The organism is Bacteroides acidifaciens (genome assembly GCF_903181435.1).
In the GTDB taxonomy this organism is placed as follows: Bacteria; Bacteroidota; Bacteroidia; order Bacteroidales; family Bacteroidaceae; genus Bacteroides.
The window spans coordinates 1118073-1142556 of the sequence record NZ_CAEUHO010000004.1; the positions used below are offsets into that span (position 1 = coordinate 1118073).

A 24484-nucleotide genomic window follows, 5' to 3' on the forward strand; every position below is an offset into this window, starting at 1 on the left:
TTTTCGTTTCGAAAATTATTATTCATTAAAATAAAAGGAAATTATTATGGCTGTAAGTATGGCTGATATTACCAAGCTGCGCAAAATGACCGGAGCTGGTATGATGGATTGCAAAAACGCGTTGACTGAAGCAGAAGGCGATTTCGACAAGGCAATGGAAATTATCCGTAAGAAAGGACAAGCTGTTGCTGCTAAGCGTTCGGAACGTGAAGCTTCTGAAGGTTGCGTTTTGGCTAAAACTACCGGTGACCGTGCCGTTATCGTTGCTTTGAAGTGTGAAACTGACTTTGTGGCTCAGAATGCTGATTTCGTGAAACTGACTCAGGATATTCTTGACCTTGCCGTGGCTAACAAATGCGCTACTTTGGACGAAGTGAAAGCATTGCCGATGGGTAACGGTACTGTACAGGATGCAGTGACTGACCGTAGCGGTATCACAGGTGAGAAGATGGAACTTGACGGTTACATGACTGTAGAAGGTGCATGCACTGCTGTTTACAACCACATGAACAGAAATGGTCTTTGCACGATTGTTGCTTTCAACAAGGAAGTTAACGAGCAGTTGGCTAAGCAAGTAGCTATGCAGATTGCCGCCATGAACCCGATTGCAATTGATGAAGATGGCGTTTCTGAAGAAGTAAAACAGAAAGAAATCGAAGTTGCTATTGAGAAGACAAAAGCTGAACAGGTACAGAAAGCTGTAGAAGCTGCTTTAAAGAAAGCTAACATCAACCCGGCTCATGTGGACAGCGAAGAACACATGGAAAGCAACATGGCTAAAGGCTGGATTACAGCTGAAGATGTAGCTAAAGCAAAAGAAATCATTGCTACCGTTTCTGTTGAAAAGGCTGCTCACTTGCCTGAACAAATGATTCAGAACATTGCTAAAGGTCGTCTGGGCAAGTTCTTGAAAGAAGTTTGCTTGCTGAACCAGGAAGATATCATGGACGGTAAGAAGACTGTAAGAGAAGTGTTGGCTGCTGCTGACCCTGAACTGAAGATTGTTGACTTCAAGCGTTTCACTTTGAAAGCTGAATAATCAATCAGTCTGACGACAGAGAATATAGGAGCCGTTTCGAATTTATTTCGAAACGGCTTTTTGTTTTTACAATAGATAAGTTGGATTGTAATTTCTGAAAATATATGCGGAAAAATAAAATAAACGATTATTTTTGCACACGCTGATACAATAAGTAAGTTAAGAATAGGAATCTGACTTGTATTATACTATTTTTCTTTTAGATGAAAATAAAGCTATATAAGTTGATGAATTATCATGTGATATATTATATAGAAAAGATAGTGATAGAATTCAAAGCCAAAATTTTATTTGAATGAACAGATGTGAATATCATAATATGACTGATCCAGTTTTATGGGGTTATTTATCTACAGGTGATGGAATAGCTCTTGAAGTATTGTATCGACGTTATTTCTCATCACTATTCAATTATGGTAAGTCTCTTTGTGCCAATGAAGATTTGGTAAAGGATTGTATTCAGGATCTTTTTGTGAAAATCTATAATAATAAGGCTTCTTCTCCTCATTTTGTGAAGGCATATCTGTTCAGGATATTGAGAAATTGTATCTATGATAAAATACATTCTGTCATAGTTGATCTTTCTATTGAGGACGTTGATTTTGAATTGAGCATAGAGGATGAAGAACTGGAGGACTTATTTGCCAGGGGGGACGAAGACTTGTTAATCGGTAAGCGTTTGCGCAAAGCTTTCTCACGTTTGCCTGCTAATCAGAAGAATGCCGTTTATCTACGTTTTATAAAAGACTTTTCTTGGGCGGAAATAGCAGAAATATTGCATATAACTCCCCATTCGGCAATGAATTTAATAGCTCGTGCTATATCCAAACTATCCTCTTTATTAGAAAAGTAAGATAAAGCTTATTTTTAATAAGAAAAGTGAGGAGTAATTTCTTCTTTTTCAGTCATACTAATAGCAAACTAATCATATGGATAAAAGAAATACACATATCCGTTCTGTTGGCAGTTTATTGCTGCATTATTTGAAAAGACGGGAGGCAACGGCTCCTGCCGGGCTTGAGGATGAATTGTGGCAATGCATTGAACGGAATATTAAAGAGAATAAACGTCGTCGTATAATATATTATCTGAAATGGTCATTTTCTACAGCCGCTGTAATATTGCTATTTGTAGGGCTGGGTTATTATTATTCCAATGAAGAGCCGGATATAAAGGCTCAAGTTGCTTTATTGCCAACAGTAGTATCTGAAGAAAATGAGATAGTATTATCCGGAGGTAATAATGAACGGTTGACGATTGAAAATGGGGCGACTGTATCATATACTTCGCAGGGCACTATTTCTGTAAATAAAACAATAGTGCGGCAGAAAGAGAAGGAAGAAAAAAATGAAGAAAATGTGTATAATCAAATTATAGTTCCCAAAGGCAGGCATAGTAGCCTGTTGTTGGCAGATGGGACTAGGCTTGATATAAATGCCGGTTCCCGGGTAGTGTATCCATCTCATTTTAAAAAAGATAAGCGGGAGATTTATATAGAAGGAGAAGTGTTTTTAGACGTAAAACGTAATGAATCAGCACCTTTTATTGTGAAGACTTCACATTTTGATATTGAAGTGCTTGGTACGGCTTTTAATGTACATGCTTATAAAGATGATGTAAAATCTTCAGTTGTTTTGTTACGCGGAATAGTAAATGTAAAAGGTGAGCATGGGGACAAAATGAATTTGGTTCCTAATGAATTGGCTTCAATTAGAAATGGAGTAATTCTAGGAAAAGAGCGAGTGAATGCAGAAGAATATATTAGTTGGACTAAAGGGGTTTTTATTCTGAAAAATGAATTGTTGGGTGATGTTTTCAAAAAGTTGGAAAGGTACTTTGACCGGGAAATAATACTAACTGGTAAAATGCCCGTTGAACCACTTTGTGGGAAAATAGATTTGAATGAAGGCATTCAGGAAATTATTCGTTTCATATCTCTTACAGCTCCAATTGTAGTGGAGGAGCGAGATAGCATTTTTTACGTTTCCCCTAAATGATGCAATAAAGATGTTTAACCCTTAAAAAGAAAAAGCCTATGGAATAGAAAGTATGAAAAACAAAAAATCCGGATAATACTGCAAATATTATCCGGATGGAGAGTAAAACTCAAACTCGCAAAAATTTGATTTAACCCTTAGTATTACAAAATTATGGAAAACAATAAGATTATGTGCAGTATATTAGTGAAAATACGCAAATATATACTCACAATTACCTTTTTTTTAGTTATTCTGCCCGTATTTGCGGAAAACAGTACTATTGATCAACAAGAACATTTTACTTTTGAATTGAAAGATACTTCTATAAAAGATGTACTTTCTTTGATAGAGAAAAAGAGTCAGTATATATTTCTTTATTACGAAACTGCGATTGATGTATCTAAAAAGGTAACTTTAAAAGTTAGAGATAAATCTATTTCAGAGCTCCTTGATATATTGTTTGCAGGGAGTTCTATACACTATGAGATAAAAAATAGACAGATAATACTTAGCAAGGCTTCGGAAGTTTCTCAACAAGTAATAAAGGAAAAGAAAATAACCGGGCATGTCAGAGACAAAAACGGAGAAGCTATTATAGGTGGAAATATTTTGGTGAAAGGCTCTTCAATAGGTACGATTACGGATATGGACGGAGCGTACTCATTGAAAGTACCGGAAAATGCAATTCTAGTTGTATCGTTTATCGGTTATAAAACTAAGGAAGTGCCCGTTGGCAGACAGAATGTTATCAATATTGTGTTGTCTGATAATCAGGAAGTGTTGGATGAAGTGGTTGTCATTGGATATGGAACACAGAAAAAAGCGGATCTTACCGGTGCTGTTGCTAATATCAGTGCAGACAAATTGAGCAGCCAGAGCAATACGAATATCGGTCAAGCCCTGCAAGGAAAAATAGCCGGCGTAGATATTGTTTCTCAAGGTGGAGCTCCCGGAGCCGGTACACGTATTATGATACGTGGCATCGGTACACTGAATAATGCGACTCCGTTATATATCCTAGATGGTATGTATATGGATAATATTGATCATCTGAATCCGAATGATATTGAGAGCATTGATGTCTTGAAAGATGCTTCTTCGGCGGCAATCTATGGTTCAAGAGCTGCAAATGGGGTTGTCATTGTCACCACTAAATCCGGTTCTAACACAGAAGGGAAACCGATAATTGACCTGTCGGCGAATATAGGTGTGCAAGCGCCTGCTAAATATCTGGATATGCTGAATGCCAGTGAATGGGCCAAGGTAACCGGCAGTGCACGTGCCGCTGCAAATAAAGCGGCTTTGGATATGGCCTTGGATTTAGATTCAAAAGAAGACAATGACTGGCAACGTGTGATGATGAAACCTGCTTTGATGCAGAATTATAATGTCACCATCAAAGGAGGAACCAACTATTTTTCCTATTATACCGGACTTGGATATATGAATCAGGATGGTATAATCAAGGGGACTAACTATAAAAGATACAATGCTACTTTTAAGTCGGAATACAAACGTGATTGGTTTACTTTAGGCAATAACGTGGTGTTAAGTCTTCAACAAAGTGACCCTTTGTATGCTTTCGCGCGCGGTGGGTACTTGGGCATTATTTTAGAATCGATTCCCACATTGTCCCGTTATGATGAAACGAATGAATTCGGTGGCTATGGCAAGAACTATGGTGATGTGACGGATATTCCTAATCCTTTGGGCATTTTGGATCGTAATATAACGCGGCGGAATCAGGATAATTACTCGGCATATATCAATCTGTATGCTGAGGTTAAGCTTCCTTTTGGCTTAAAATACCGTTTTAATGCAACTCCGGATGTAGGTATGATAGACAATTCCGCTTATGAGAATGCGTATGATTTTGGTTTGCGCAGAAATTCAATTTCAAATATGACGAAGAGTAAAAAAACGTCTAATAATCTTTTGATAGAGAACCTGTTATCGTTTGATCATACTTTCGGAAAACATAAAATGAATGCATTTGTAGGCTATTCTTATCAGAAATATCATACCAAATACATTATGGCTGCCGGCAAAGGGCTGCCGGAGAATATCTATGAGGTGGGTTCTGCAACACAAGACCGTGTGAATGATACATGGAACCAAGAAAGTGCATTGACCTCTATCATGGCACGACTTTTCTATTCTTATGATAACCGTTATTTGATTACCGCCACATATCGTAGGGACGGCTCATCTAAATTTGCAAAGAAAAACCGATATGGTCATTTCCCGTCTGTTTCTTTAGGATGGAATATTGCAGAGGAACACTTTATGAAGAATATTTCCTGGCTTGACCAACTAAAGCTGAGAGGTGGTTATGGTGTTTTGGGAAATCAGGAAATAGACAACTATCTATACACAAGTACAATCACCTCAAATATTAATTATCCAGATGGAAATGGCGGATTGTATCAAGGTGCTTTTCCGAAGAAATTTGCCACTCCCGATATTAAATGGGAAGAAACTACAATGACCAATATTGGTATTGACCTTTTGTTATTTAAGAGTCGTCTGTCTTTTAATGGTGATTGGTATTATAAGAAAACAAAAGATATTTTATTAACTGTGCCTATTCCGGCTTCGTCCGGTGGTTCTAATGATCCTATCAGAAATGCAGGTAAGATAAAGAATACCGGTTTTGAATTTAGTTTGACGTGGAACGATCATATTAATAAGGATTTTTACTATGGTGTGACGCTGACAGGAAACGCTATGAAGAATGAGGTGCTTGAGATGGGGGATGTTGACCAAGTGATTAATGGTGGAACAAATTATAAGAATGTGTCCACTACCCGCACATTAGCCGGATATCCAATTGGCGGTTTTTGGTTGATTCCGACGGATGGTTTGTTTCAGTCGGCAGATGAAGTAAAAGCACATAATAAAGACGGTGTATTAATTCAACCGAATGCCAAACCGGGGGATATCCGTTTTAAGGATGTTAATAAGGACGGCAAAATAACAGATGATGATCGTGTATATTGTGGAAGTCCTTTCCCGAATTTTACGATGGGACTGAATTTGAATGCCGGATACAGAAACTTTGATATAATGATAGGTATGCAAGGCGTGTTTGGTAATAAAATATATAATGGAACTCGTTTAGACTTGGAAGGAGTGGATAAAGGTACAAATTTTCTGCGTTCTACTCTGAATTATTGGACGGAAGAGAATAGGAATACTTCTATGCCACGTGTGGACTGGAATGATCCCAATAACAACAACAGGCCCGAATCAAATAGATTTCTGGAGAACGGTTCATTCTTCCGGATTCGTAATGTACAATTGGGATATACGTTCAAAGACCTGTTTAATAGTAAAATCCAGAAATTGAGGTTGTATGTGAATATGGAGAATTTGGCAACAATTACCAGCTATAGCGGATATACTCCTGACGTAGATAACAGCGCAAGCTCTACATCCCGGGGATTTGACAATTTTACTTATCCGGCGAACAGGATATTTATGTTTGGAGTGAATGTTTCATTTTAAAAATAAGACAGTTATGAAAAAAAATATAATATTGGCTATTGGTTTCTTAATGATGTTCCTTTGGGTTGGTTGTGAAGGCAAACTGGAACTTACAAATCCCAATGAAGTGACATCGGAAACATTCTGGAAGACGGAGTCGGATTTCAAGAAAGCTTTGACGACTTGTTATACACCATTGAAGATATGGAATGGAGGATATTATGCTACCCGTGGATTGATGATACGCCTTTGCCGTGCAGATGATCTCACATTTCGCACCGGAGTAGATGATATATATACTGTGCACATGTTTACGAATAGTAACTCCAATTCAGCCGTAACAAATATGTTCTCTTACTTTTATGAAGGTATTTATCGTAGCAATTTAATCCTTGAAAAGTTGGAAGAGAAAGATTTTTCTGAGGATTTCAAAAAAGAGGTCAGAGGCGAGGCTTTTTTTATGAGAGGCTTGTATTATTTCTTTTTAGCTAAAGAGTTTGGAGATGTTCCTATTCGTTTGAAAGCTTCACAGCAGGTAAAAGATTTTCCTGTGGCAAAATCATCGCAGGCGGATGTGTATGCGCAAGCTGAATCGGATTTCAAATTAGCTGCCGGTTCACTGCCGTTAGAGAATAGCAAGGGAAAACCGACAGCAGGAACAGCAAACGCCTTTCTTGGAAAACTTTATGTATATACAGAACAATGGGGAAGTGCCAGAGAAATATTAAAACCATTGACTAAGAGTCCTTATACTTACCGTCTGGTAGATGACTATACGTGGAACTTTGATGAAGAACACGAATATAATTCAGAAAGTATTTTCGAGATAATCTTTGATTCTGCAGGAGGTACTGACTTGTGGGACGACGGTGAATCTGCTAATTCTTCGCAAGGAACCACTCTTCCGGTAGAATATGCGGCAGGAAGTCTTGGCGGATGGTTTATGGCAAATATATATCCTAATATCATGCCGCTATTTTTGCAGGAAAGAACAGTTGATGGTGGTGTTGATTACAGGGTCAAAACATCCATTGCATGGGATTATCCGGGATGTATGTACTATAAACGGCCTATTCAAGAAGTTCTAACTCCGGCAGAATTGGAGTCGTACTGGATGCTTAAATATCAGCATTCTACTATTCGCACCCAGGAAGTTGAAACCGAACCTTCTTATATTAATGAAAGAGCGATGCGTTTTGCTGATGTATTGCTGCTTTTGGCAGAGTGTGAACTGGAATTGCCGGACGGAGATATTGATACGGCAATCGGATATATTGACCAGATAAGAACCCGTGGCGGTAATCTTCCGGCATATAGCGGAGCCAAAGATGTAACTTCTGTTAAAAACGAGTTGATCCGTCAACGTGCTATTGAATTTTTTAGAGAAGGTGAACGCTTTTATGATTTAAGGAGATGGGGACTATTAGAACAGGCATTGCGAAACATTGATGAAACTCGTGCCTCTTTCTTTGATCCGTCTCGTCATTATTATTTGCCGATTCCGGCAAAAGAATTACAGACGAATCCTCTTTGTACCCAGAACGGGACATGGTAGAAATAACATTAAAATAGTAAGTATAAATATAAAAGGCGGATATTTTTCTGTATATTCGCCTTTTTAGAAGATTGTAAACGTATGAAGAGAATCATAAACTTTATCTTCGCTGTTTTATTATCACCTGTCTGCCTGTTTGCACAGGGGCAAGGTGTGACACAATGCGGGACTTCGACGGGGCAATATCCTTTTCCGGTACAGTCTTATATTGAGTTGTCAGATCCTTCAGTTCCCTCTTCTCAACAATGGTCAACAATGAAACAACCGTGTGTTTCTTGGGGAACTACTGATGTACGTTATGCCAAACATAAGCTTCCTGTCCTGAAAGTGCAGAAGAATATAAGTCTTACAGGTTGGCGTGGTGAAAAAATACATGCGCAAGCTGTTGTTTGGACAGGAACAGATATAGATAAACTTAACTATTCCTTTACTGAATTTAAGAATGGAAAAGGGAATATTATTCCGGCTAGTGCCTTTAGTGGTGGGTTTGTGCGCTATGTAATGACGGATGAATTAAATAAAGACGGGCGTGGAGCTTGTGGTTCCCGTCCTGACCATACTATTTATGACTCTTTGCTTGTGGCAGACGGTATAGACCATCTATTGGAATTTATACCAATGGAAAAGATGAGTACACGTGCTGTTTGGGTAAATTGTCGGATACCGCAATCAGCAATACCAGGACTCTATAAGGGGACTGTTGAGGTGAAAGATGGCGATAAGATATTGTCTGTTTTGAATATGGATATTCGCGTTTCTTCGCATACACTTCCGGTTCCTTCCGAATGGACTTATCACTTGGATCTTTGGCAGAATCCGTTTGCTGTGGCACGCTATTATCAAGTTCCTCTCTGGAGTCAGGAACATATAAATGCTATGCGCCCGCTGATGAAGATGTTGGCAGACGCAGGGCAGAAAGTTATCACGGCTGCCATCATACATAAACCTTGGAATGGGCAAACACATGATTATTTCGAAAGCATGGTTACCTGGATAAGGAAAGTGGATGGAACTTGGGCTTTTGATTATGCTGTATTTGATCGATGGGTTGAATTTATGATGAGTATGGGCATTAATAAACAGATAAACTGTTATTCTATGGTCCCATGGGAACTCTCTTTCCAGTATTTTGATCAAGCTTCCAATAGTATGCAATTCGTCCGGACCGCTCCGGGTGAATCGGAATATGAAGAGATATGGGTAGCTATGCTTTCTTCTTTTTCCAGGCATTTGCGTGAGAAAGGTTGGTTTGATATCTGTACAATTGCTATGGACGAACGTCCGATGGAAGTTATGCAGAAAACCTTGAAAGTAATTTATAAAGCCGATTCGGAGTTTAAGGTTTCGCTTGCAGGCAATTTCCACAAAGAGATAGAAAAGGATTTGTATGATTATTGCATCAGTATTGGGCAGTGTTTCCCGGAAGATGTGAAGGTGCGCCGGCATACAGAGGGGAAATGGACTACCTATTATACTTCATGTGCCGAAGCATTTCCCAATACATATACTTTCTCTGCACCTGCTGAAGCTACATGGATGAGCTATTATTCTGCAAAGAATCATTTGGACGGTTATTTGCGTTGGGCGTATAACAGTTGGCCGAAAGAGCCATTATTGGATTCCCGCTACAAAAGTTTTGCGGCAGGAGATACCTATTTTGTATATCCCGGAGCACGTTCTTCTATCCGTTTTGAGAAATTGATCGAGGGTATACAGGATCATGAGAAAATAACGATTCTTCGTCGTGAATTTACAGTTACCGGGAATAAGGACGGATTGAAGAAAATAGAGCGATTATTGTCGCCGTTTAATTTGAGTAGCTTTCCCGAAATACCTGCGGAGAGAACTGTAAATAAGGCAAAGAGGATTTTAAATACATTGTAAAAGTAAATATCTGATAGTTATGTGGTATAGACAGTCATCATCATCATTATTGTTTTTATTTATCCTGATGTTTGAGGGTATGAATTTGTGTGCACAGACCGATTGGCATAATCCGTTGGAAGATACATCGCTGCCGGTTCAAGGAAGAGGATGGAATACAGAGATTGGCAAGACATATTCCCGATTACCTTTGCGGGCTAAAGAAATAGTGCGTAAACCGGTATGGGATTTGTCGCAGGAGAGTGCAGGCTTATACGTGAAGTTCCATACTAATGCAGCCAATATTCAGGTTAAATACAAGGTGAGTGGTGGCTTGTCTATGTCACATATGGCTGCAACCGGGGTTAGCGGAGTAGACCTCTATACAACGGATGCTGATGGCAATCAATATTGGTGTGCAGGACGGTATGGATTCAATGATACAATAAATTATTCGTATGAGAATCTGACTTATAGCAATCCGCATAATAGAGGGAGGGAGTATTGTTTGTATTTTCCTTTATATAATAAGGTAGAGTATTTGCAAATCGGAGTCCCTGCCGGGTGCAGGTTTGAATTTGTTCGTACATCCTTGGAAAAGCCGGTTGTTGTATATGGGACTTCCATTGCTCAGGGAGCTTGTGCTTCGCGTCCCGGTATGGCATGGACTAATATTTTGCAGCGTCAACTGGATACCCCTGTTATCAATTTAGGATTCTCGGGAAACGGGCAGTTGGACGAGGAAGTTCTTGGACTTATTGCTGAACTTGACGCCTCTTTGTTTATTATAGACTGTATGCCTAATATGACAGGTGAACGGGTACAGTTAATCAAGGACAGGGTGGAGAAGGCCGTCCGGCTGATAAGAAGTAAGAGGAAAGCTCCCATTTTATTGGTAGAGCATGACGGATATATGGGGTATAAGGTCTCAGCCCAAAAGGCGGAAGATTTTATAGATACTAATAAACAGTTGCAGGCGGCGTATCATTCATTGAAAGAAAATGTGGAAGGATTATACTACATGACTTTTGAGGAACTGGGATTATGTATGGACAGCCAGGTTGATGGGGTGCACGCTACGGATTTAGGCATGCAACAGTATGCAGATGCATATAGTAAAAAGATAAAGAGTATCCTTTATCCGGCAATAGATTCTCTGATTTTCAAGCCATGCCGGCAATACCGTGATGCAAATACTTACCAGTGGGATGCACGGCATGAGGAAGTTTTGAAATATAATGCAGAACACCAGCCTGAGATTGTAATGATTGGAAACTCCATTACTCATTATTGGGGTGGTCTGCCTTTTGAGAAAAACAGAAAGGCGGATGATGTTTGGCAAAAACTGTTTAAAGGAAAAAGGGTTGTAAATATGGGATTTGGCTGGGACCGGCTTGAAAATATGATGTGGCGTATTATTCACGGTGAATTGGATGGTTTCCGCGCTAAGAAAATTTTCATGCTGATGGGCACAAATAATTTGCAGCAAAATTCAGATATGGAGATAGTGAAAGCTATCAGTCAGATTGTGGAAATTGTTAAAAATAAGCAGCCTGATGCACAATTATATGTTGTGAATATACTACCAAGACGTGGATTCGAATCCCGCCTGAGCAAGTTAAACCGTTTGTTGAATGCCCGATTAACCGGAGAATCCAATGTACGGATATTAGATTTCTCTTCCTTTTTTCTAAATAGTGATGGTGGTCTGAAAGAGGAATTATTTTCAGACGGGCTACATCCTAACCATAAAGGGTATGAGATTATATCCGAGCAACTGGCTAAATGTCTGAAATAGCTAAAGACTGTTACTGTCTATTATTTCAGCGCTTTATCTATTTCCTTCATCAGCTTATCCATTTCCTCTTTCCGGTAACCGACAGTGGCGGATATCACTTTCCCTTCTTTGTCGATCAAGTAACTTCTGGGAATGTACTGGGTGGCAAATTTATTCGTGACTTCCCGTTTCGGATCCGGGTAGATAGGGAATGTAAACCCTTTGCGTTTGTTGTATGCCGTTAATTCTTCGTCAGTGTGCTCACGTCCAATCACTATCATACGAAAATCCTTATTGTCTTTATACTTCGGCCAAAGGGTTTTCTGAACTTCCGCCAGTTCGCTCTGGCAAGGGCCGCACCAAGTGGCGAAGATATTGATTAGTACAACTTTTCCTTTCAGGTCTGCGGAATTCACCGTTCCGTTTACTGCCGAACTAAGCGTGAAAGCAGGCATATTGTCTCCGGTTTTGACAATATCCCCCTTGTCATTCTGTGCAAACGACAATAGTGAGCATAATACTGCTACACAAAATAAAAATCCTTTCCTCATATCTTATATCATTTGAATTAGTTAACCACCTATACCTTTTGTTTTTGTATATCCTTCTTTGACAAGCAGTTCCATAATCTTAGTCTTGAAATCTCCCTGTATGATGATTTCACCGTCTTTAGCTGAACCGCCCACTCCGCATTTGCTTTTCAACAGTTTCCCGAGTTCTTTCAGGTCATTGTCAGTACCAATGAATCCGGTAATTAATGTTACCACTTTTCCGCCACGGTTCTTCTTATCGATGGAAACCCGCAGGTTTTGTTTGGCTTTATCAAGAGTGGTCTGCTCTTCGTCGTTATCCATCTCATAACCGAAGTCAGGATTCGTTGAATACACTACGTTCAGTCTGTCTTTCCAATCATTTTTTTTCATATTCGTCATATTTATTTCTTCTCATTTCTTCTCAAAAGTATCAAACTTATGGAAAAGAGCAAAATTTGTACCACTTTTCATTGTTTTGTTTAATCTCTATTAAGGTTTTCCATTATACGGTTGTCAGTCTCAAAAAATAATGTACTTTTGCAAAATACCAAATTTTGTAAGAAGTATGAGCACTTATATACGAAAAGAGGCGGATAAAGTGCCGGAGCCTACCTTGCGCAGACTTCCCTGGTATCTGTCTAATATAAAGCTAATGAAAGAAAAAGGAGAGCAATATGTCTCTTCTACACAAATCTCTAAGGAAATAAATATTGACGCTTCCCAAATCGCCAAAGATTTGTCGTACGTTAATATTTCGGGGCGTACGAGAGTCGGTTACAACATCGACGCGCTGATTGAGGTGCTGGAGAGCTTTCTTGGATTTACCAATATGCACAAAGCCTTCTTATTTGGTGTAGGTAGTTTGGGTGGAGCCTTACTTCGTGACTCGGGTTTGCAGCATTTCGGATTGGAGATTGTAGCGGCTTTTGATGTCAACCCGGAATTGGTGGGGAAGGACTTGGACGGAATTCCTATTTTCCATTCCGATGATTTTGAAGCGAAGATGAAAGAATACAATGTGAATATCGGTGTGCTGACAGTGCCTATTAATATAGCTCAGGAAATTACAAACAAGATGGTAGACGGTGGCATAAAGGCAGTATGGAACTTTACTCCTTTCCGTATCCGCGTGCCTGAGAATATTGTCGTGCAGAATACTTCCCTATATGCCCACCTGGCTGTAATGTTTAACAGATTGAATTTTAACGAGAAATAATGAAGATTATTGCAGTAGGAATGAACTACGCCCAGCATAACAAGGAGCTGGGACACACACAAGTAAATACGGAACCGGTGATTTTTATGAAACCGGACTCTGCTATTCTCAAAGATGGCAAACCGTTTTTCATTCCCGACTTTTCTAACGAAATACATTATGAGACGGAACTGGTAGTTCGAATCAACCGGTTGGGAAAGAATATCGCTCCCCGTTTTGCGAACCGGTATTATGACGCAGTGACAGTGGGTATTGACTTTACAGCCCGTGACCTTCAACGGAAGTTTCGTGAACAGGGAAATCCTTGGGAGTTGTGTAAAGGTTTCGATTCATCTGCCGCTATCGGAGATTTTGTTTCCGTAGACCGCTATAAGGATATTCAGAATCTGAACTTCAATCTGCTGATTGACGGCAAGGAAGTACAGCAAGGCTGTACGGCGGATATGCTTTTCAAGGTAGACGATATTATAGCCTATGTCAGTCAGTTTGTAACATTGAAAATTGGAGATTTGCTGTTTACGGGTACTCCTGTCGGTGTAGGTCCTGTCAGTATAGGACAACACTTGCAAGGCTATCTGGAAGGAGAGAAACTACTGGATTTCCATATCCGTTGATTGACCTTCGAGCATTCATCATTAACTATTACCACAAATCACTAGTACTCATTATATTAGATAAATTATGAAGATAAGAGTAGGTTTTGGCTTCGACGTACATCAGTTGGTCGAAGGGCGCGAACTGTGGCTCGGCGGTATCCTTTTGGAACATACGAAAGGATTGTTGGGGCACTCGGATGCGGACGTATTGCTACATGCTGTTTGCGATGCTTTGTTAGGAGCGGCAAATATGCGCGACATAGGCTATCACTTCCCGGATACAGCGGGAGAATATAAAAATATCGACAGTAAGATTCTGCTGAAAAAAACAGTGGAATTGCTTGCTGATAAAGGATATACGGTCGGTAATATTGATGCTACCATTTGTGCCGAGCGTCCGAAGCTTAAAGCACATATCCCTTTGATGCAGGAGACAATGGCAAAAGTCATGGGAATTGATGTAGATGATATTTCCATAAAAGCGACTACTACCGAGAAACTCGGGTTTACAGGTCGCGAAGAAGGTATTTCAGCCTATGCCACGGTACTGATAGAGAAGAATAATTAACCCCCTAATATAATTATGATTCGACTTTTGAGATTTCACTTAACACTAATCTTACTGTTGGCAACTACTTTGGGTATAGCTCAAAAAAGTGAACTGAAATTCAGTAAAGATGGTAAATTCAAAATTGTGCAATTTACCGATGTACACTTTAAGTATGGTAATCCGGCTTCTGACGTAGCATTGGAACGTATTAATCAAGTACTTGATGCCGAACGGCCGGATTTGGTTATCTTTACCGGAGATGTTGTCTATGCGGCACCTGCGGATTCCGGTATGCTGAAGGTCTTGGAACAGGTATCCAAGCGCAAGCTCCCTTTTGTTGTGGCTTTTGGTAACCATGATGATGAACAAGGATTGACACGGTCACAACTATATGACATCATCCGTACCGTTCCAGGTAATTTAATGCCTGACCGGGAAACTGCCCTGTCACCGGATTATGTATTGACTGTGAAATCGTCTTCTGATTCTAAAAGAGATGCAGCTCTGCTTTATTGTATGGACTCTCACTCTTATTCACCTTTGAAAGATGTGAAGGGATATAATTGGCTTACGTTCGACCAAATAAACTGGTATCGTCAGCAAAGTGCTGCCTATAAAACTCAGAATGACGGACAACCGTTGCCTGCCCTTGCGTTTTTCCATATTCCTCTGCCCGAATATCACGAAGCTATTCGCGATGAAAACGCAGCTTTTCGCGGAACGCGTATGGAAGAAGCCTGTGCACCTAGAATAAATACAGGAATGTTTGCCGCCATGAAAGAAGCGGGAGATGTGATGGGGGTATTTGTAGGTCACGACCATGACAATGACTATGCTGTCATGTGGAAAAATATCCTTCTGGCTTATGGACGTTACACTGGTGGAAACACTGTGTACAACCATTTGCCGAACGGTGCCCGTATCATTGTATTGGATGAAGGCGCACGCACATTCACTTCCTGGATCCGCCAGAAAGACGGTATTGTGGATAAAGTTTTTTATCCGGCAAGCTTTGTCAAGGATGATTGGACTAAGCGTTGAGGCTTGCAAACTTCACATGGCTAAGGCGCGTATATTTTGAACCGTAGCTTTCGTACCGGCGTGACACTTTCGCCGATGCGACGTAGATAATCTCTCCCAGTCGGTATTCATGCTCTATCCCGGATAAAGTACATGATACCGCACTGGGATTTTTTGATGGAATACTCATAACGACCAGGTTTCCGCTGGCATCCGTCAGCGTGAGCATCTGCTTGACAAAAAATTGCGGAGTTGTGCCATTCACCCTTGTTTTGTACGGATCGTCTTCCAGCCGTACACGGGTCACTTTCAGTTTCAAGTCTGTAAGTTTCTCTCCCAACTCTCCCAAATACCGGCTTGACGAGCGCTTCTCTCTGGACTTTCTCTGCATAATGTCCAGATATATGGAATGGTAAGCCTGCGCTATCTTGACGAAGCGTTCCTGTTTCGGAATCTTTGGAGTAAACTTATAGGCTATCCAGCTTAAATAAGTAGGGTCTATTTTCAGTATTTCATGTAGGAAGTGTCCGCGATATTTTCCGAAGAAGATAAGGTCATCGCCGTTACTCTGCATTCTTTTCTCATTATAATCCATGAGAATAAGGCAACGTCTTGAGTAATAAAACAGCGTACTTGCCATCCGTAGAGACTCGTTAATATCCGATGATAGGTCATGTATGTAAAGAATAGACTGTTTTTCGGGTAGGGGAGAATAGAGCCAAAGGGAATAGTTCAGTTTCCCTGGTCGGGGCGTCACTACCAAGTAAACGCCTGCCTCTTTGAAAGAGGATCTGCCTCGGTTGTATTCATTCAGTTTGGCATACAATAAGGCTTGCTCGTTTTCAGAAATGCCCGGTAATCTAGGGTTAGCCATAATTGTTCTCGCTTTTGTTATATTTCAAATATAGGGAAATTATATGAGAAAAACAACTTTTCTGTTTTGAAAAACACTTATTAAAGGAGTTTGTTGTCTCTTTCGTTTGCAATAAATTTATTATTTCCGGGGAATCTTGTACATTTGTATCCATGTAATTTTTAAAATTCGGATGAAAGAACGAAATAAAAGAGTGTTAGTCGGAATGAGCGGCGGTATTGACAGTACTGCCACTTGTCTGATGTTGCAGGAACAAGGGTACGAAATAGTAGGAGTGACCATGCAGGTATGGGGCGACGAGCCGCAAGATGCTAGGGAATTGGCTGCACGGATGGGAATCGAACATTATGTGGCGGATGAACGTATCCCTTTTAAAGAGACTATCGTAAAAAACTTTATAGACGAGTATAAGCAAGGGCGTACGCCGAATCCGTGTGTAATGTGCAACCCTTTGTTCAAGTTTCGTGTTCTGACGGAATGGGCGGATAAGTTGGATTGTGCCTGGATTGCTACCGGACATTATTCGCGACTGGAAGAACGGAACGGACATATTTATATAGTAGCCGGAGACGATGATAAGAAAGACCAGTCTTATTTCCTTTGGCGGTTGGGACAGGATATACTGAGACGCTGTATCTTTCCTTTAGGGGATTATACGAAGGTGAAGGTTCGAGAATACCTTGCGGAGAAAGGTTACGAAGCCAAATCTAAAGAAGGAGAAAGTATGGAAGTTTGCTTTATAAAAGGTGATTATCGTGACTTTCTTCGTGAGCAATGTCCGGAACTGGACACTGAGATAGGTCCGGGGTGGTTTGTCAATTCCGAAGGTGTGAAACTGGGACAACATAAGGGTGCGCCCTATTATACAATCGGTCAGCGGAAAGGATTGGAGATTGCGTTGGGCAAACCGGCTTATGTCTTGAAAATCAATCCGCAGAAAAATACGGTGATGCTGGGTGATGCCGGGCAGTTGCAAACAGACTATATGCTGATAGAACAAGATAAGATTGTAGATGAACAGGAATTGTTTCAGTGTGAGAATCTGGTTGTGAGGATTCGTTATCGAAGTCGCCCGTTGCCTTGCCGGGTGAAACGGCTGGAGGACGGACGCTTGTTGGTGCATTTTCTTGAGACGGCTTCGGCTATTGCTCCAGGGCAATCGGCTGTGTTCTATGATGGAAAGCGGGTGCTGGGAGGAGCTTTTATCGCTTCGCAGCGAGGCATCGGATTAGTGATTTTAGAGAACGAAGGATTTTGATTGATTAAAATAAAGATAACTTATGAGGAAATTTGTGTTATTGGTTTTTGCTTTGAATATATGCCTGGGAGTTTTTGCTCAATTCACACCGGGAGATACCTTAAAATATCGTATTAGCCTGAAAGATAAGGCAGCTACGGAATACTCTCTGCAGAAACCGGAAAAATACTTGTCCGGGAAATCCATTGAACGGAGAAAAAGACAGGGATTGGCAATAGATTCCACCGACTTGCCGGTATGCAGGAAATACGTAGATGCGATACGGAAGAAAGGTGTCCACGTGCTTGTTACCGGAAAATGGGATAACTTCGTCACCGTCTCCTGTAATGACAGTACGTTGATTGATGAAATCGCCAAGTTACCTTTTGTGTGTTCTACGGAAAGAGTTTGGAAAGGCATTACTCAAAGAAGCTTTGAGAGAGATTCGCTGATTAACAAACCTTTGCGTTCCGATAGTCTTTACGGGCCTGCGGTTGCCCAAATAAGGATGAGCCGTGCGAACCTTCTTCACGAGGCGGGTTTCAAAGGACAGGGAATGACGATTGCTGTAATTGATGCCGGATTCCATAATGTGGATAGGATAGAGGCGATGAAGAACATCAACATTCTTGGCGTGCGTGATTTTGTGAATCCCGAAGCCGATATTTATGCGGAAAGTAGTCACGGTATGTCTGTTCTCTCTTGCATGGCGATGAATCAGCCGAATGTGATGATTGGCACGGCTCCCGAAGCTTCTTATTGGTTGTTGCGCAGCGAGGACGAATATTCGGAGAATCTGGTGGAACAGGATTATTGGGCGGCGGCAATCGAGTTTGCCGACAGTGTAGGAGTAGATTTGGTAAATACATCCCTCGGATATTATTCGTTTGACGATCCGGCAAAGAATTATCGCTATCGTGATTTGAACGGACATTATGCGTTGATGTCCCGTGAAGCAGCGAAAGCTGCGGATAAAGGGATAGTAGTTGTTTGCAGTGCCGGAAATTCCGGTGCCGGCTCCTGGAAGAAAATAACTCCGCCGGGAGATGCGGAGAATGTAATTACTGTAGGGGCTATTAATAAAAGGGGAGAACTGGCTCCATTTTCTTCCGTAGGAAATACGTCGGACGGACGGGTGAAACCGGATGTGGTTGCTGTAGGACAAGGTTCGGACGTAATGGGAACTGACGGCAATCTTCGGCATGCTAACGGCACTTCCTTCTCTTCTCCGATTATGTGTGGAATGGTGGCTTGCTTGTGGCAGGCTTGTCCGAAGCTGACGGCAAAAGAAGTTATTGAACTGGTTCGTCGTTCGGGAGACAGGGCGGATTTTCCGGATAATATATATGGATACGGTATTCCTGACTTGTGGAAGGCGTATTTAACGGTTAACGGAGGAGTGATTAGTGATTAACAACTGGTTACTATTGTACTAATCATTAACCATTATGGATTCCTCTCTTTCTCTTTTAGAACTGAATGCACTTGTCCGCCGTAGCCTGGAGCAATGCCTGCCTGATGAATATTGGATACAGGCAGAACTGAGCGATGTCCGTTCCAATACGACCGGGCATTGTTATCTGGAATTTGTGCAGAAAGATCCCCGCAGCAACAATCTTGTCGCCAAGGCTCGCGGTATGATTTGGAACAATATCTACCGCTTGCTGAAACCTTATTTTGAGGAAACTACCGGACAGATGTTTACTTCCGGCATCAAGGTGCTGGTGAAAGTGACGGTTCAGTTTCACGAACTTTACGGCTACAGTCTGACTGTGCTTGATATCGACCCTGCCTATACATTAGGCGACATGGCTCGCCGTCGTCGGGAAATACTATTGCAGCTGGAAGAAGAAGGCGTACTGACGCTGAATAAGGAGTTGGAAATGCCGATTCTCCCACAACGTATTGCCGTTATTTCCTCTGCTACCGCCGCCGGATATGGTGATTTCTGTCATCAGTTGCAGCATAATCCGGGCGGATTCTTTTTCTATACAGAGCTTTTTCCCGCTTTGATGCAGGGGAATCAAGTCGAAGAATCCATATTGGCAGCTTTAGACCGTATCAATGCCCGTGCGAATGAATTTGATGTGGTCGTTATCATCCGTGGTGGTGGGGCGACTTCCGATTTATCCGGTTTCGATACTTATCTGTTGGCAGCTGCGTGTGCACAATTCCCGTTACCTGTCATTACCGGAATCGGTCATGAGCGGGACGATACAGTCCTTGACTCTGTGGCGCATACCCGGGTAAAAACTCCTACGGCTGCCGCCGAACTCCTGATTTACCGAATCACGGAAATAGCCGACCGCTTGGAAGAATTGTCCGCCCGTATCCAACAAGGAGCTTATGCGGTGCTTGAACAGGAGTGGCGGAGACTGGAAACACTTCAGACTCGTATTCCGAACCTTGTCCATCGGAAGCTTACGGATGCCCGCTTTGCTTTGCTGTCGGCTGAAAAGGACTTGTCGCAAGTGACGAAGGCGTTATTAGCTCGCCAACGCCATCGGCTGGAACTTTTACAACAGCGCATTGCGGATGCTTCTCCCGATAAGTTGCTAAGCCGCGGATACAGTATTACGCTAAAGGACGGGAAGGCGGTAACAAACGCATCCTCACTGAAGCAGGGAGACAAATTAGTCACCCGGTTCTCGAAAGGAGAAGTTCTGTCTGTGGTGGAACGGCAAGTGCCCGAATAGAAGTTATAAAAGAAACATTCATCATTAACCATTAATAATCAATTATCGTGGCAGCAAAAAAGGAAACATATCTTCAGGCGATGGAACGTCTTGAGAAGATTGTCCGTCAGATAGACAATAATGAATTGGATATCGACGTTCTGAGTGAGAAAATCAAAGAAGCTAATGAAATAATTGCTTTTTGTACCCAAAAACTGACGAAAGCTGACCAAGAAGTCGAAAAATTATTGAAAGAAAGGCGGCAATCTGAAGAATAAAAGTTATTTTTGCGAATCAAAGCTTAAGAAAAAATAAACTAATACATTACAATATGAAAGAAATAGATTGGGCAAATTTGTCATTCGGATATATGAAGACAGACTACAATGTGCGAATCAATTTCCGAAACGGAGCGTGGGGAGAATTGGAAGTTAGCAGTGACGAACATCTGAATCTGCATATGGCAGCTACGTGTTTGCACTATGGACAGGAAGCATTCGAAGGACTGAAAGCATTCCGCGGAAAAGACGGCAAGGTGCGTATCTTCCGCTTGGAAGAAAATGCGGCGCGACTGCAATCCACCTGCCAAGGAATACTGATGGCAGAACTTCCGACTGAACGTTTCAAGGAAGCCATCCTGAAAGTTGTGAAACTGAACGAACGTTTTATCCCGCCTTATGAGACAGGTGCTTCTCTTTACATTCGTCCTTTACTCATCGGAACAAGTGCGCAAGTAGGCGTGCATCCGGCGGATGAATATATGTTTGTGGTATTCGTGACTCCGGTAGGCCCGTATTTCAAGGGTGGTTTCTCTACCAATCCGTATGTCATTATTCGTGAGTTCGACCGCGCTGCTCCTCATGGAACAGGTATTTATAAAGTGGGCGGTAATTATGCAGCCAGTCTCCGTGCCAACAAGAAAGCACACGACCTGGGATATTCCTGTGAGTTTTACCTCGATGCCAAAGAAAAGAAATATATCGACGAGTGTGGTGCTGCCAACTTCTTCGGTATTAAAGACAATACGTACATCACTCCGAAATCATCTTCTATCCTGCCTTCTATCACTAATAAGAGCTTGATGCAGTTGGCAGAAGATATGGGTATCAAGGTAGAGCGCCGTCCGATACCGGAAGAAGAGTTGGAAACATTTGAAGAAGCTGGTGCTTGCGGGACTGCCGCGGTAATCAGCCCGATTCAGCGTATTGATGATTTAGAGAACGGGAAATCATACGTTATCTCTAAAGATGGCAAGCCGGGACCTGTTTGTACGAAGTTGTACAATAAGTTGCGCGGCATTCAATATGGCGACGAACCGGATACACATGGGTGGGTGACCATCGTGGAGTAGCCAGAGTCCAAAAATAAACACACATTTATCTAATTTTAATTTATCATGTTAAAAGAAAATTCAGAACTACGTGCTGAGGCACGTCGGGCACTTCAAGGTAAGTGGCCTATGGCAGCTGTTGCTGCGCTTATTTATTCAGTGATTGCCGGTGGACTTTCTGCTATCCCCTTTATCGGCGGATTGTGTTCTTTGTTTGTCGGTCTGCCGGTTGCATACGGTATTGCTGTTGTAATGTTCGGTGTGTTCAAAGGTAAGGATGTTGATTTTGGAGTACTGTTTGAAGGTTTCCAGGATTATAGCCGTATTTTTGTAACTAAGTTGTTGCAAGGAATTTACACAGCTTTATGGTCACTGCTGTTGTTTGTTCCGGGTGTCATCAAGCATTATTCGTATGCAATGACGGACTATATCTTGAAAGAAGAGCCGGAAATGAAAAACAACGCAGCTATCGAAAAGAGTATGGCTATGATGGAAAACAACAAGATGAAATTGTTCCTGCTCGATTTGAGCTTCATCGGTTGGGCGTTCCTTTGTATCTTAACTTTCGGTATCGGTTTCCTTTTCTTGCAGCCATATGTGCAAGTGTCTCATGCTGCTTTCTATGAAGATCTGAAAGCACAACAGGGAGGAAATGTTGAAGCAAAGGTTGAAATGTAATCGACAAATAAATTCAGCTAAATAGAAGAATGGAGTATAGAGAAATCTGTGCTCCATTTCTTTTTGTTGGTTACATCAAAATCTGTACCTTTGCAGCCTAATCAGTATTGATATGGGAAAGAATAAATTAGAAAAGTTTGCCGATATGGCAAGTTATCCGCATGTGTTCGAATATCCTTATTCGGCAGTAGATAACGTGCCTTTTGACATGAAGGGGAAATGGCATGAGGAGTTTTTCAAGAACGACCATCCGATAGTGCTCGAACTGGGCTGCGGACGTGGCGAATATACTGTTGGCTTGGGTAAGATGTTTCCTGAAAAGAACTTTATTGCGGTTGATATAAAAGGCGCCCGTATGTGGACGGGAGCAACGGAATCATTGCAGGCGGGAATGAAGAATGTGGCTTTTCTGCGTACAAATATAGAAATCATCGAACGTTTCTTTGCCGAAGGCGAAGTAAGTGAAATATGGCTTACTTTCTCCGACCCGCAGATGAAGAAAGCGACCAAACGGCTGACTTCTACCTATTTTATGGAGAGATACCGCAAATTCCTGCAACCGAACGGTGTTATTCATCTGAAGACCGACAGTAACTTCATGTTTACTTACACAAAATACATGATAGAAGCTAATCAATTCCCAGTGGAGTTCATGACGGAAGATCTATATCACTCCGGTTTGGTGGATGATATTCTTGGCATCAAGACTTATTATGAACAACAATGGCTTGATCGTGGTTTGGATATTAAGTATATCAAATTCCTGCTTCCGCAAGAAGGTGAATTGCAGGAACCGGATGTTGAAATAGAACTTGATTCTTATCGTAGCTATAATCGTAGCAAGCGTAGTGGGTTGAGCACCAGCAAGTAAGTTTGCAAGGAAGTAAATAGTGATTTAAATCGCAAATAGTAAATCGTCAAATAGTAAATAAAATGACTCTTTATCCTAAATTGATATTGGATGCATTGGCAACGGTGCGTTATCCCGGTTCGGGAAAAAATCTGGTGGAAGCAGAGATGGTTGCCGATAATCTTCGTATTGACGGTATGGCTGTCAGCTTCTCATTGATATTTGAGAAACCGACCGACCCGTTTATGAAGTCAATGTTGAAGGCAGCCGAGACAGCTATTCATACATATGTGTCTCCTGACGTGCAAGTTACCATAGCAACAGAAAGCAAGCAGGCTCCCCGACCGGAAGTTGGTAAAATGCTTCCGCAAGTGAAGAATATTATAGGTATTTCTTCAGGCAAAGGTGGAGTAGGGAAGTCTACTGTATCAGCGAATCTAGCTGTCGCTTTAGCAAAATTGGGCTATAAAGTAGGTCTGCTTGATGCGGATATTTTCGGACCTTCGATGCCAAAGATGTTTCAGGTGGAAGATGCACGCCCGTATGCTGAACGTATAGATGGTCGTGATATGATTATCCCGGTAGAGAAATATGGAGTGAAATTATTGTCTATCGGCTTCTTTGTCGATCCGGATCAGGCTACTTTGTGGCGTGGCGGAATGGCGAGTAATGCATTGAAGCAGTTGATAGGAGATGCGTCTTGGGGGGATTTGGATTATTTTCTGATAGACCTTCCGCCCGGAACCAGCGATATTCATTTGACTGTTGTACAGACATTGGCTATGACAGGGGCAATTGTTGTCAGCACTCCGCAGGCAGTGGCTTTGGCGGATGCCCGTAAAGGAATTAATATGTTCACTAATGATAAGGTGAATGTACCTATTCTTGGTCTGGTTGAGAATATGGCATGGTTTACTCCTGCCGAACTTCCGGAAAACAAATACTATCTCTTCGGTAAAGAAGGAGCCAAGAAGTTGGCGGAAGAGATGAATGTTCCTTTGTTGGGGCAGATTCCTATCGTGCAGAGTATTTGTGAGGGTGGGGATAATGGTACGCCTGTTGCATTGGACGAGGATTCTGTTACTGGACGTGCTTTCTTATCATTGGCTGCGAGTGTTGTCCGCCAGGTAGACCGCCGTAATGTTGAGATGGCTCCGACTCAGATTGTGGAAATGCATAAATAGGTTAAGTCTGGCGTAATTAAAATTAGGCACGGCTAACACGGA

General features: G+C 41.6%; 22 protein-coding genes. 19 read left to right on the forward strand and 3 right to left on the reverse strand.

Features of this window, described 5'->3' with window-relative positions; all coding sequences use genetic code 11:
* Positions 1-46: 46 nt before the first annotated feature.
* The 7 genes from tsf (at position 47) to CLIN57ABFB40_RS16275 (ending at position 11720) form a co-directional block, all read left to right on the forward strand.
* Positions 47-1039: a translation elongation factor Ts gene (tsf, locus tag CLIN57ABFB40_RS16245; RefSeq protein WP_175631039.1), complete on the forward strand. Its 993-nt coding sequence runs from the start codon at positions 47-49 to the stop codon at positions 1037-1039.
* A 295-nt stretch (positions 1040-1334) separates the two neighbouring features.
* Positions 1335-1892 (forward strand): RNA polymerase sigma factor, encoded by a 558-nt coding sequence (locus CLIN57ABFB40_RS16250; protein ID WP_175631040.1) that lies wholly within the window; start codon positions 1335-1337, stop codon positions 1890-1892.
* Positions 1893-1968: 76 nt separating this feature from the next.
* On the forward strand, positions 1969-3036 hold the full coding sequence (locus CLIN57ABFB40_RS16255) for a FecR family protein (RefSeq protein WP_167962010.1): 1068 nt from the start codon (positions 1969-1971) through the stop codon (positions 3034-3036).
* A gap of 153 nt (positions 3037-3189) precedes the next feature.
* Positions 3190-6525, forward strand: a complete 3336-nt coding sequence (locus tag CLIN57ABFB40_RS16260; RefSeq protein WP_410489611.1) for a TonB-dependent receptor — start codon at positions 3190-3192, stop codon at positions 6523-6525.
* A 13-nt stretch (positions 6526-6538) separates the two neighbouring features.
* The gene (locus tag CLIN57ABFB40_RS16265; RefSeq protein ID WP_175631042.1) at positions 6539-8059 is read left to right on the forward strand and encodes a RagB/SusD family nutrient uptake outer membrane protein; all 1521 of its coding nucleotides are present in this window, start codon (positions 6539-6541) and stop codon (positions 8057-8059) included.
* 81 nt (positions 8060-8140) lie between these two features.
* Entirely contained in the window at positions 8141-9943 is a 1803-nt protein-coding gene (locus CLIN57ABFB40_RS16270) for a DUF4091 domain-containing protein (protein WP_175631043.1), read from the forward strand.
* 19 nt (positions 9944-9962) lie between these two features.
* Complete coding sequence (locus CLIN57ABFB40_RS16275; RefSeq protein ID WP_175631044.1) at positions 9963-11720, forward strand: SGNH/GDSL hydrolase family protein; 1758 nt, start codon at positions 9963-9965, stop codon at positions 11718-11720.
* Between the two features lie 20 nt (positions 11721-11740).
* On the opposite strand, the gene CLIN57ABFB40_RS16280 is transcribed toward CLIN57ABFB40_RS16275, so the two are convergent.
* Together CLIN57ABFB40_RS16280 and CLIN57ABFB40_RS16285 are read right to left on the reverse strand one after the other, a co-directional pair.
* Positions 11741-12250, reverse strand: coding sequence for a TlpA family protein disulfide reductase (locus tag CLIN57ABFB40_RS16280; RefSeq protein WP_175631045.1), 510 nt, complete (start codon positions 12248-12250; stop codon positions 11741-11743).
* Between the two features lie 21 nt (positions 12251-12271).
* On the reverse strand, positions 12272-12622 hold the full coding sequence (locus tag CLIN57ABFB40_RS16285) for a translation initiation factor (protein WP_175631046.1): 351 nt from the start codon (positions 12620-12622) through the stop codon (positions 12272-12274).
* Between the two features lie 175 nt (positions 12623-12797).
* Between CLIN57ABFB40_RS16285 and CLIN57ABFB40_RS16290 the strand changes: the two genes are divergently transcribed.
* From CLIN57ABFB40_RS16290 to CLIN57ABFB40_RS16305, 4 genes are all read left to right on the forward strand, one after another.
* Entirely contained in the window at positions 12798-13448 is a 651-nt protein-coding gene (locus tag CLIN57ABFB40_RS16290) for a redox-sensing transcriptional repressor Rex (protein ID WP_175631047.1), read from the forward strand.
* Positions 13448-14062 carry a fumarylacetoacetate hydrolase family protein gene (locus tag CLIN57ABFB40_RS16295; protein ID WP_167962024.1) on the forward strand — a complete coding sequence of 205 codons (615 nt, stop codon included), beginning with the start codon at positions 13448-13450 and terminating at the stop codon, positions 14060-14062. The genes CLIN57ABFB40_RS16290 and CLIN57ABFB40_RS16295 overlap by 1 nt, the downstream gene beginning before the upstream one ends.
* Positions 14063-14129: 67 nt before the next feature.
* Positions 14130-14612, forward strand: a complete 483-nt coding sequence (gene ispF, locus CLIN57ABFB40_RS16300; RefSeq protein ID WP_167962026.1) for a 2-C-methyl-D-erythritol 2,4-cyclodiphosphate synthase — start codon at positions 14130-14132, stop codon at positions 14610-14612.
* A 15-nt stretch (positions 14613-14627) separates the two neighbouring features.
* Complete coding sequence (locus tag CLIN57ABFB40_RS16305; protein WP_175631048.1) at positions 14628-15635, forward strand: metallophosphoesterase family protein; 1008 nt, start codon at positions 14628-14630, stop codon at positions 15633-15635.
* On the opposite strand, the gene CLIN57ABFB40_RS16310 is transcribed toward CLIN57ABFB40_RS16305, so the two are convergent.
* Positions 15625-16488: a hypothetical protein gene (locus CLIN57ABFB40_RS16310; RefSeq protein ID WP_175631049.1), complete on the reverse strand. Its 864-nt coding sequence runs from the start codon at positions 16486-16488 to the stop codon at positions 15625-15627. The genes CLIN57ABFB40_RS16305 and CLIN57ABFB40_RS16310 overlap by 11 nt on opposite strands.
* Positions 16489-16660: 172 nt before the next feature.
* Between CLIN57ABFB40_RS16310 and mnmA the strand changes: the two genes are divergently transcribed.
* The 8 genes from mnmA to CLIN57ABFB40_RS16350 all read left to right on the forward strand — a co-directional run bounded on the left by mnmA (position 16661) and on the right by CLIN57ABFB40_RS16350 (position 24442).
* Entirely contained in the window at positions 16661-17746 is a 1086-nt protein-coding gene (mnmA, locus tag CLIN57ABFB40_RS16315) for a tRNA 2-thiouridine(34) synthase MnmA (protein WP_175631050.1), read from the forward strand.
* A gap of 22 nt (positions 17747-17768) precedes the next feature.
* Positions 17769-19139 (forward strand): S8 family peptidase, encoded by a 1371-nt coding sequence (locus CLIN57ABFB40_RS16320; protein WP_175631051.1) that lies wholly within the window; start codon positions 17769-17771, stop codon positions 19137-19139.
* 34 nt (positions 19140-19173) lie between these two features.
* Entirely contained in the window at positions 19174-20421 is a 1248-nt protein-coding gene (xseA, locus tag CLIN57ABFB40_RS16325) for an exodeoxyribonuclease VII large subunit (RefSeq protein ID WP_175631052.1), read from the forward strand.
* A gap of 47 nt (positions 20422-20468) precedes the next feature.
* A complete protein-coding gene (xseB, locus tag CLIN57ABFB40_RS16330) occupies positions 20469-20678 on the forward strand; it encodes an exodeoxyribonuclease VII small subunit (RefSeq protein WP_024987327.1) in 210 nt (69 codons plus the stop codon).
* A gap of 41 nt (positions 20679-20719) precedes the next feature.
* Positions 20720-21751 (forward strand): branched-chain amino acid aminotransferase, encoded by a 1032-nt coding sequence (locus tag CLIN57ABFB40_RS16335; RefSeq protein WP_262886972.1) that lies wholly within the window; start codon positions 20720-20722, stop codon positions 21749-21751.
* Between the two features lie 45 nt (positions 21752-21796).
* Entirely contained in the window at positions 21797-22408 is a 612-nt protein-coding gene (locus tag CLIN57ABFB40_RS16340) for a DUF975 family protein (RefSeq protein WP_175631054.1), read from the forward strand.
* Between the two features lie 112 nt (positions 22409-22520).
* Positions 22521-23279, forward strand: coding sequence for a tRNA (guanosine(46)-N7)-methyltransferase TrmB (trmB, locus tag CLIN57ABFB40_RS16345; RefSeq protein ID WP_175631055.1), 759 nt, complete (start codon positions 22521-22523; stop codon positions 23277-23279).
* A 62-nt stretch (positions 23280-23341) separates the two neighbouring features.
* Positions 23342-24442, forward strand: coding sequence for an Mrp/NBP35 family ATP-binding protein (locus CLIN57ABFB40_RS16350; RefSeq protein WP_175631056.1), 1101 nt, complete (start codon positions 23342-23344; stop codon positions 24440-24442).
* Positions 24443-24484 lie beyond the last annotated feature (42 nt).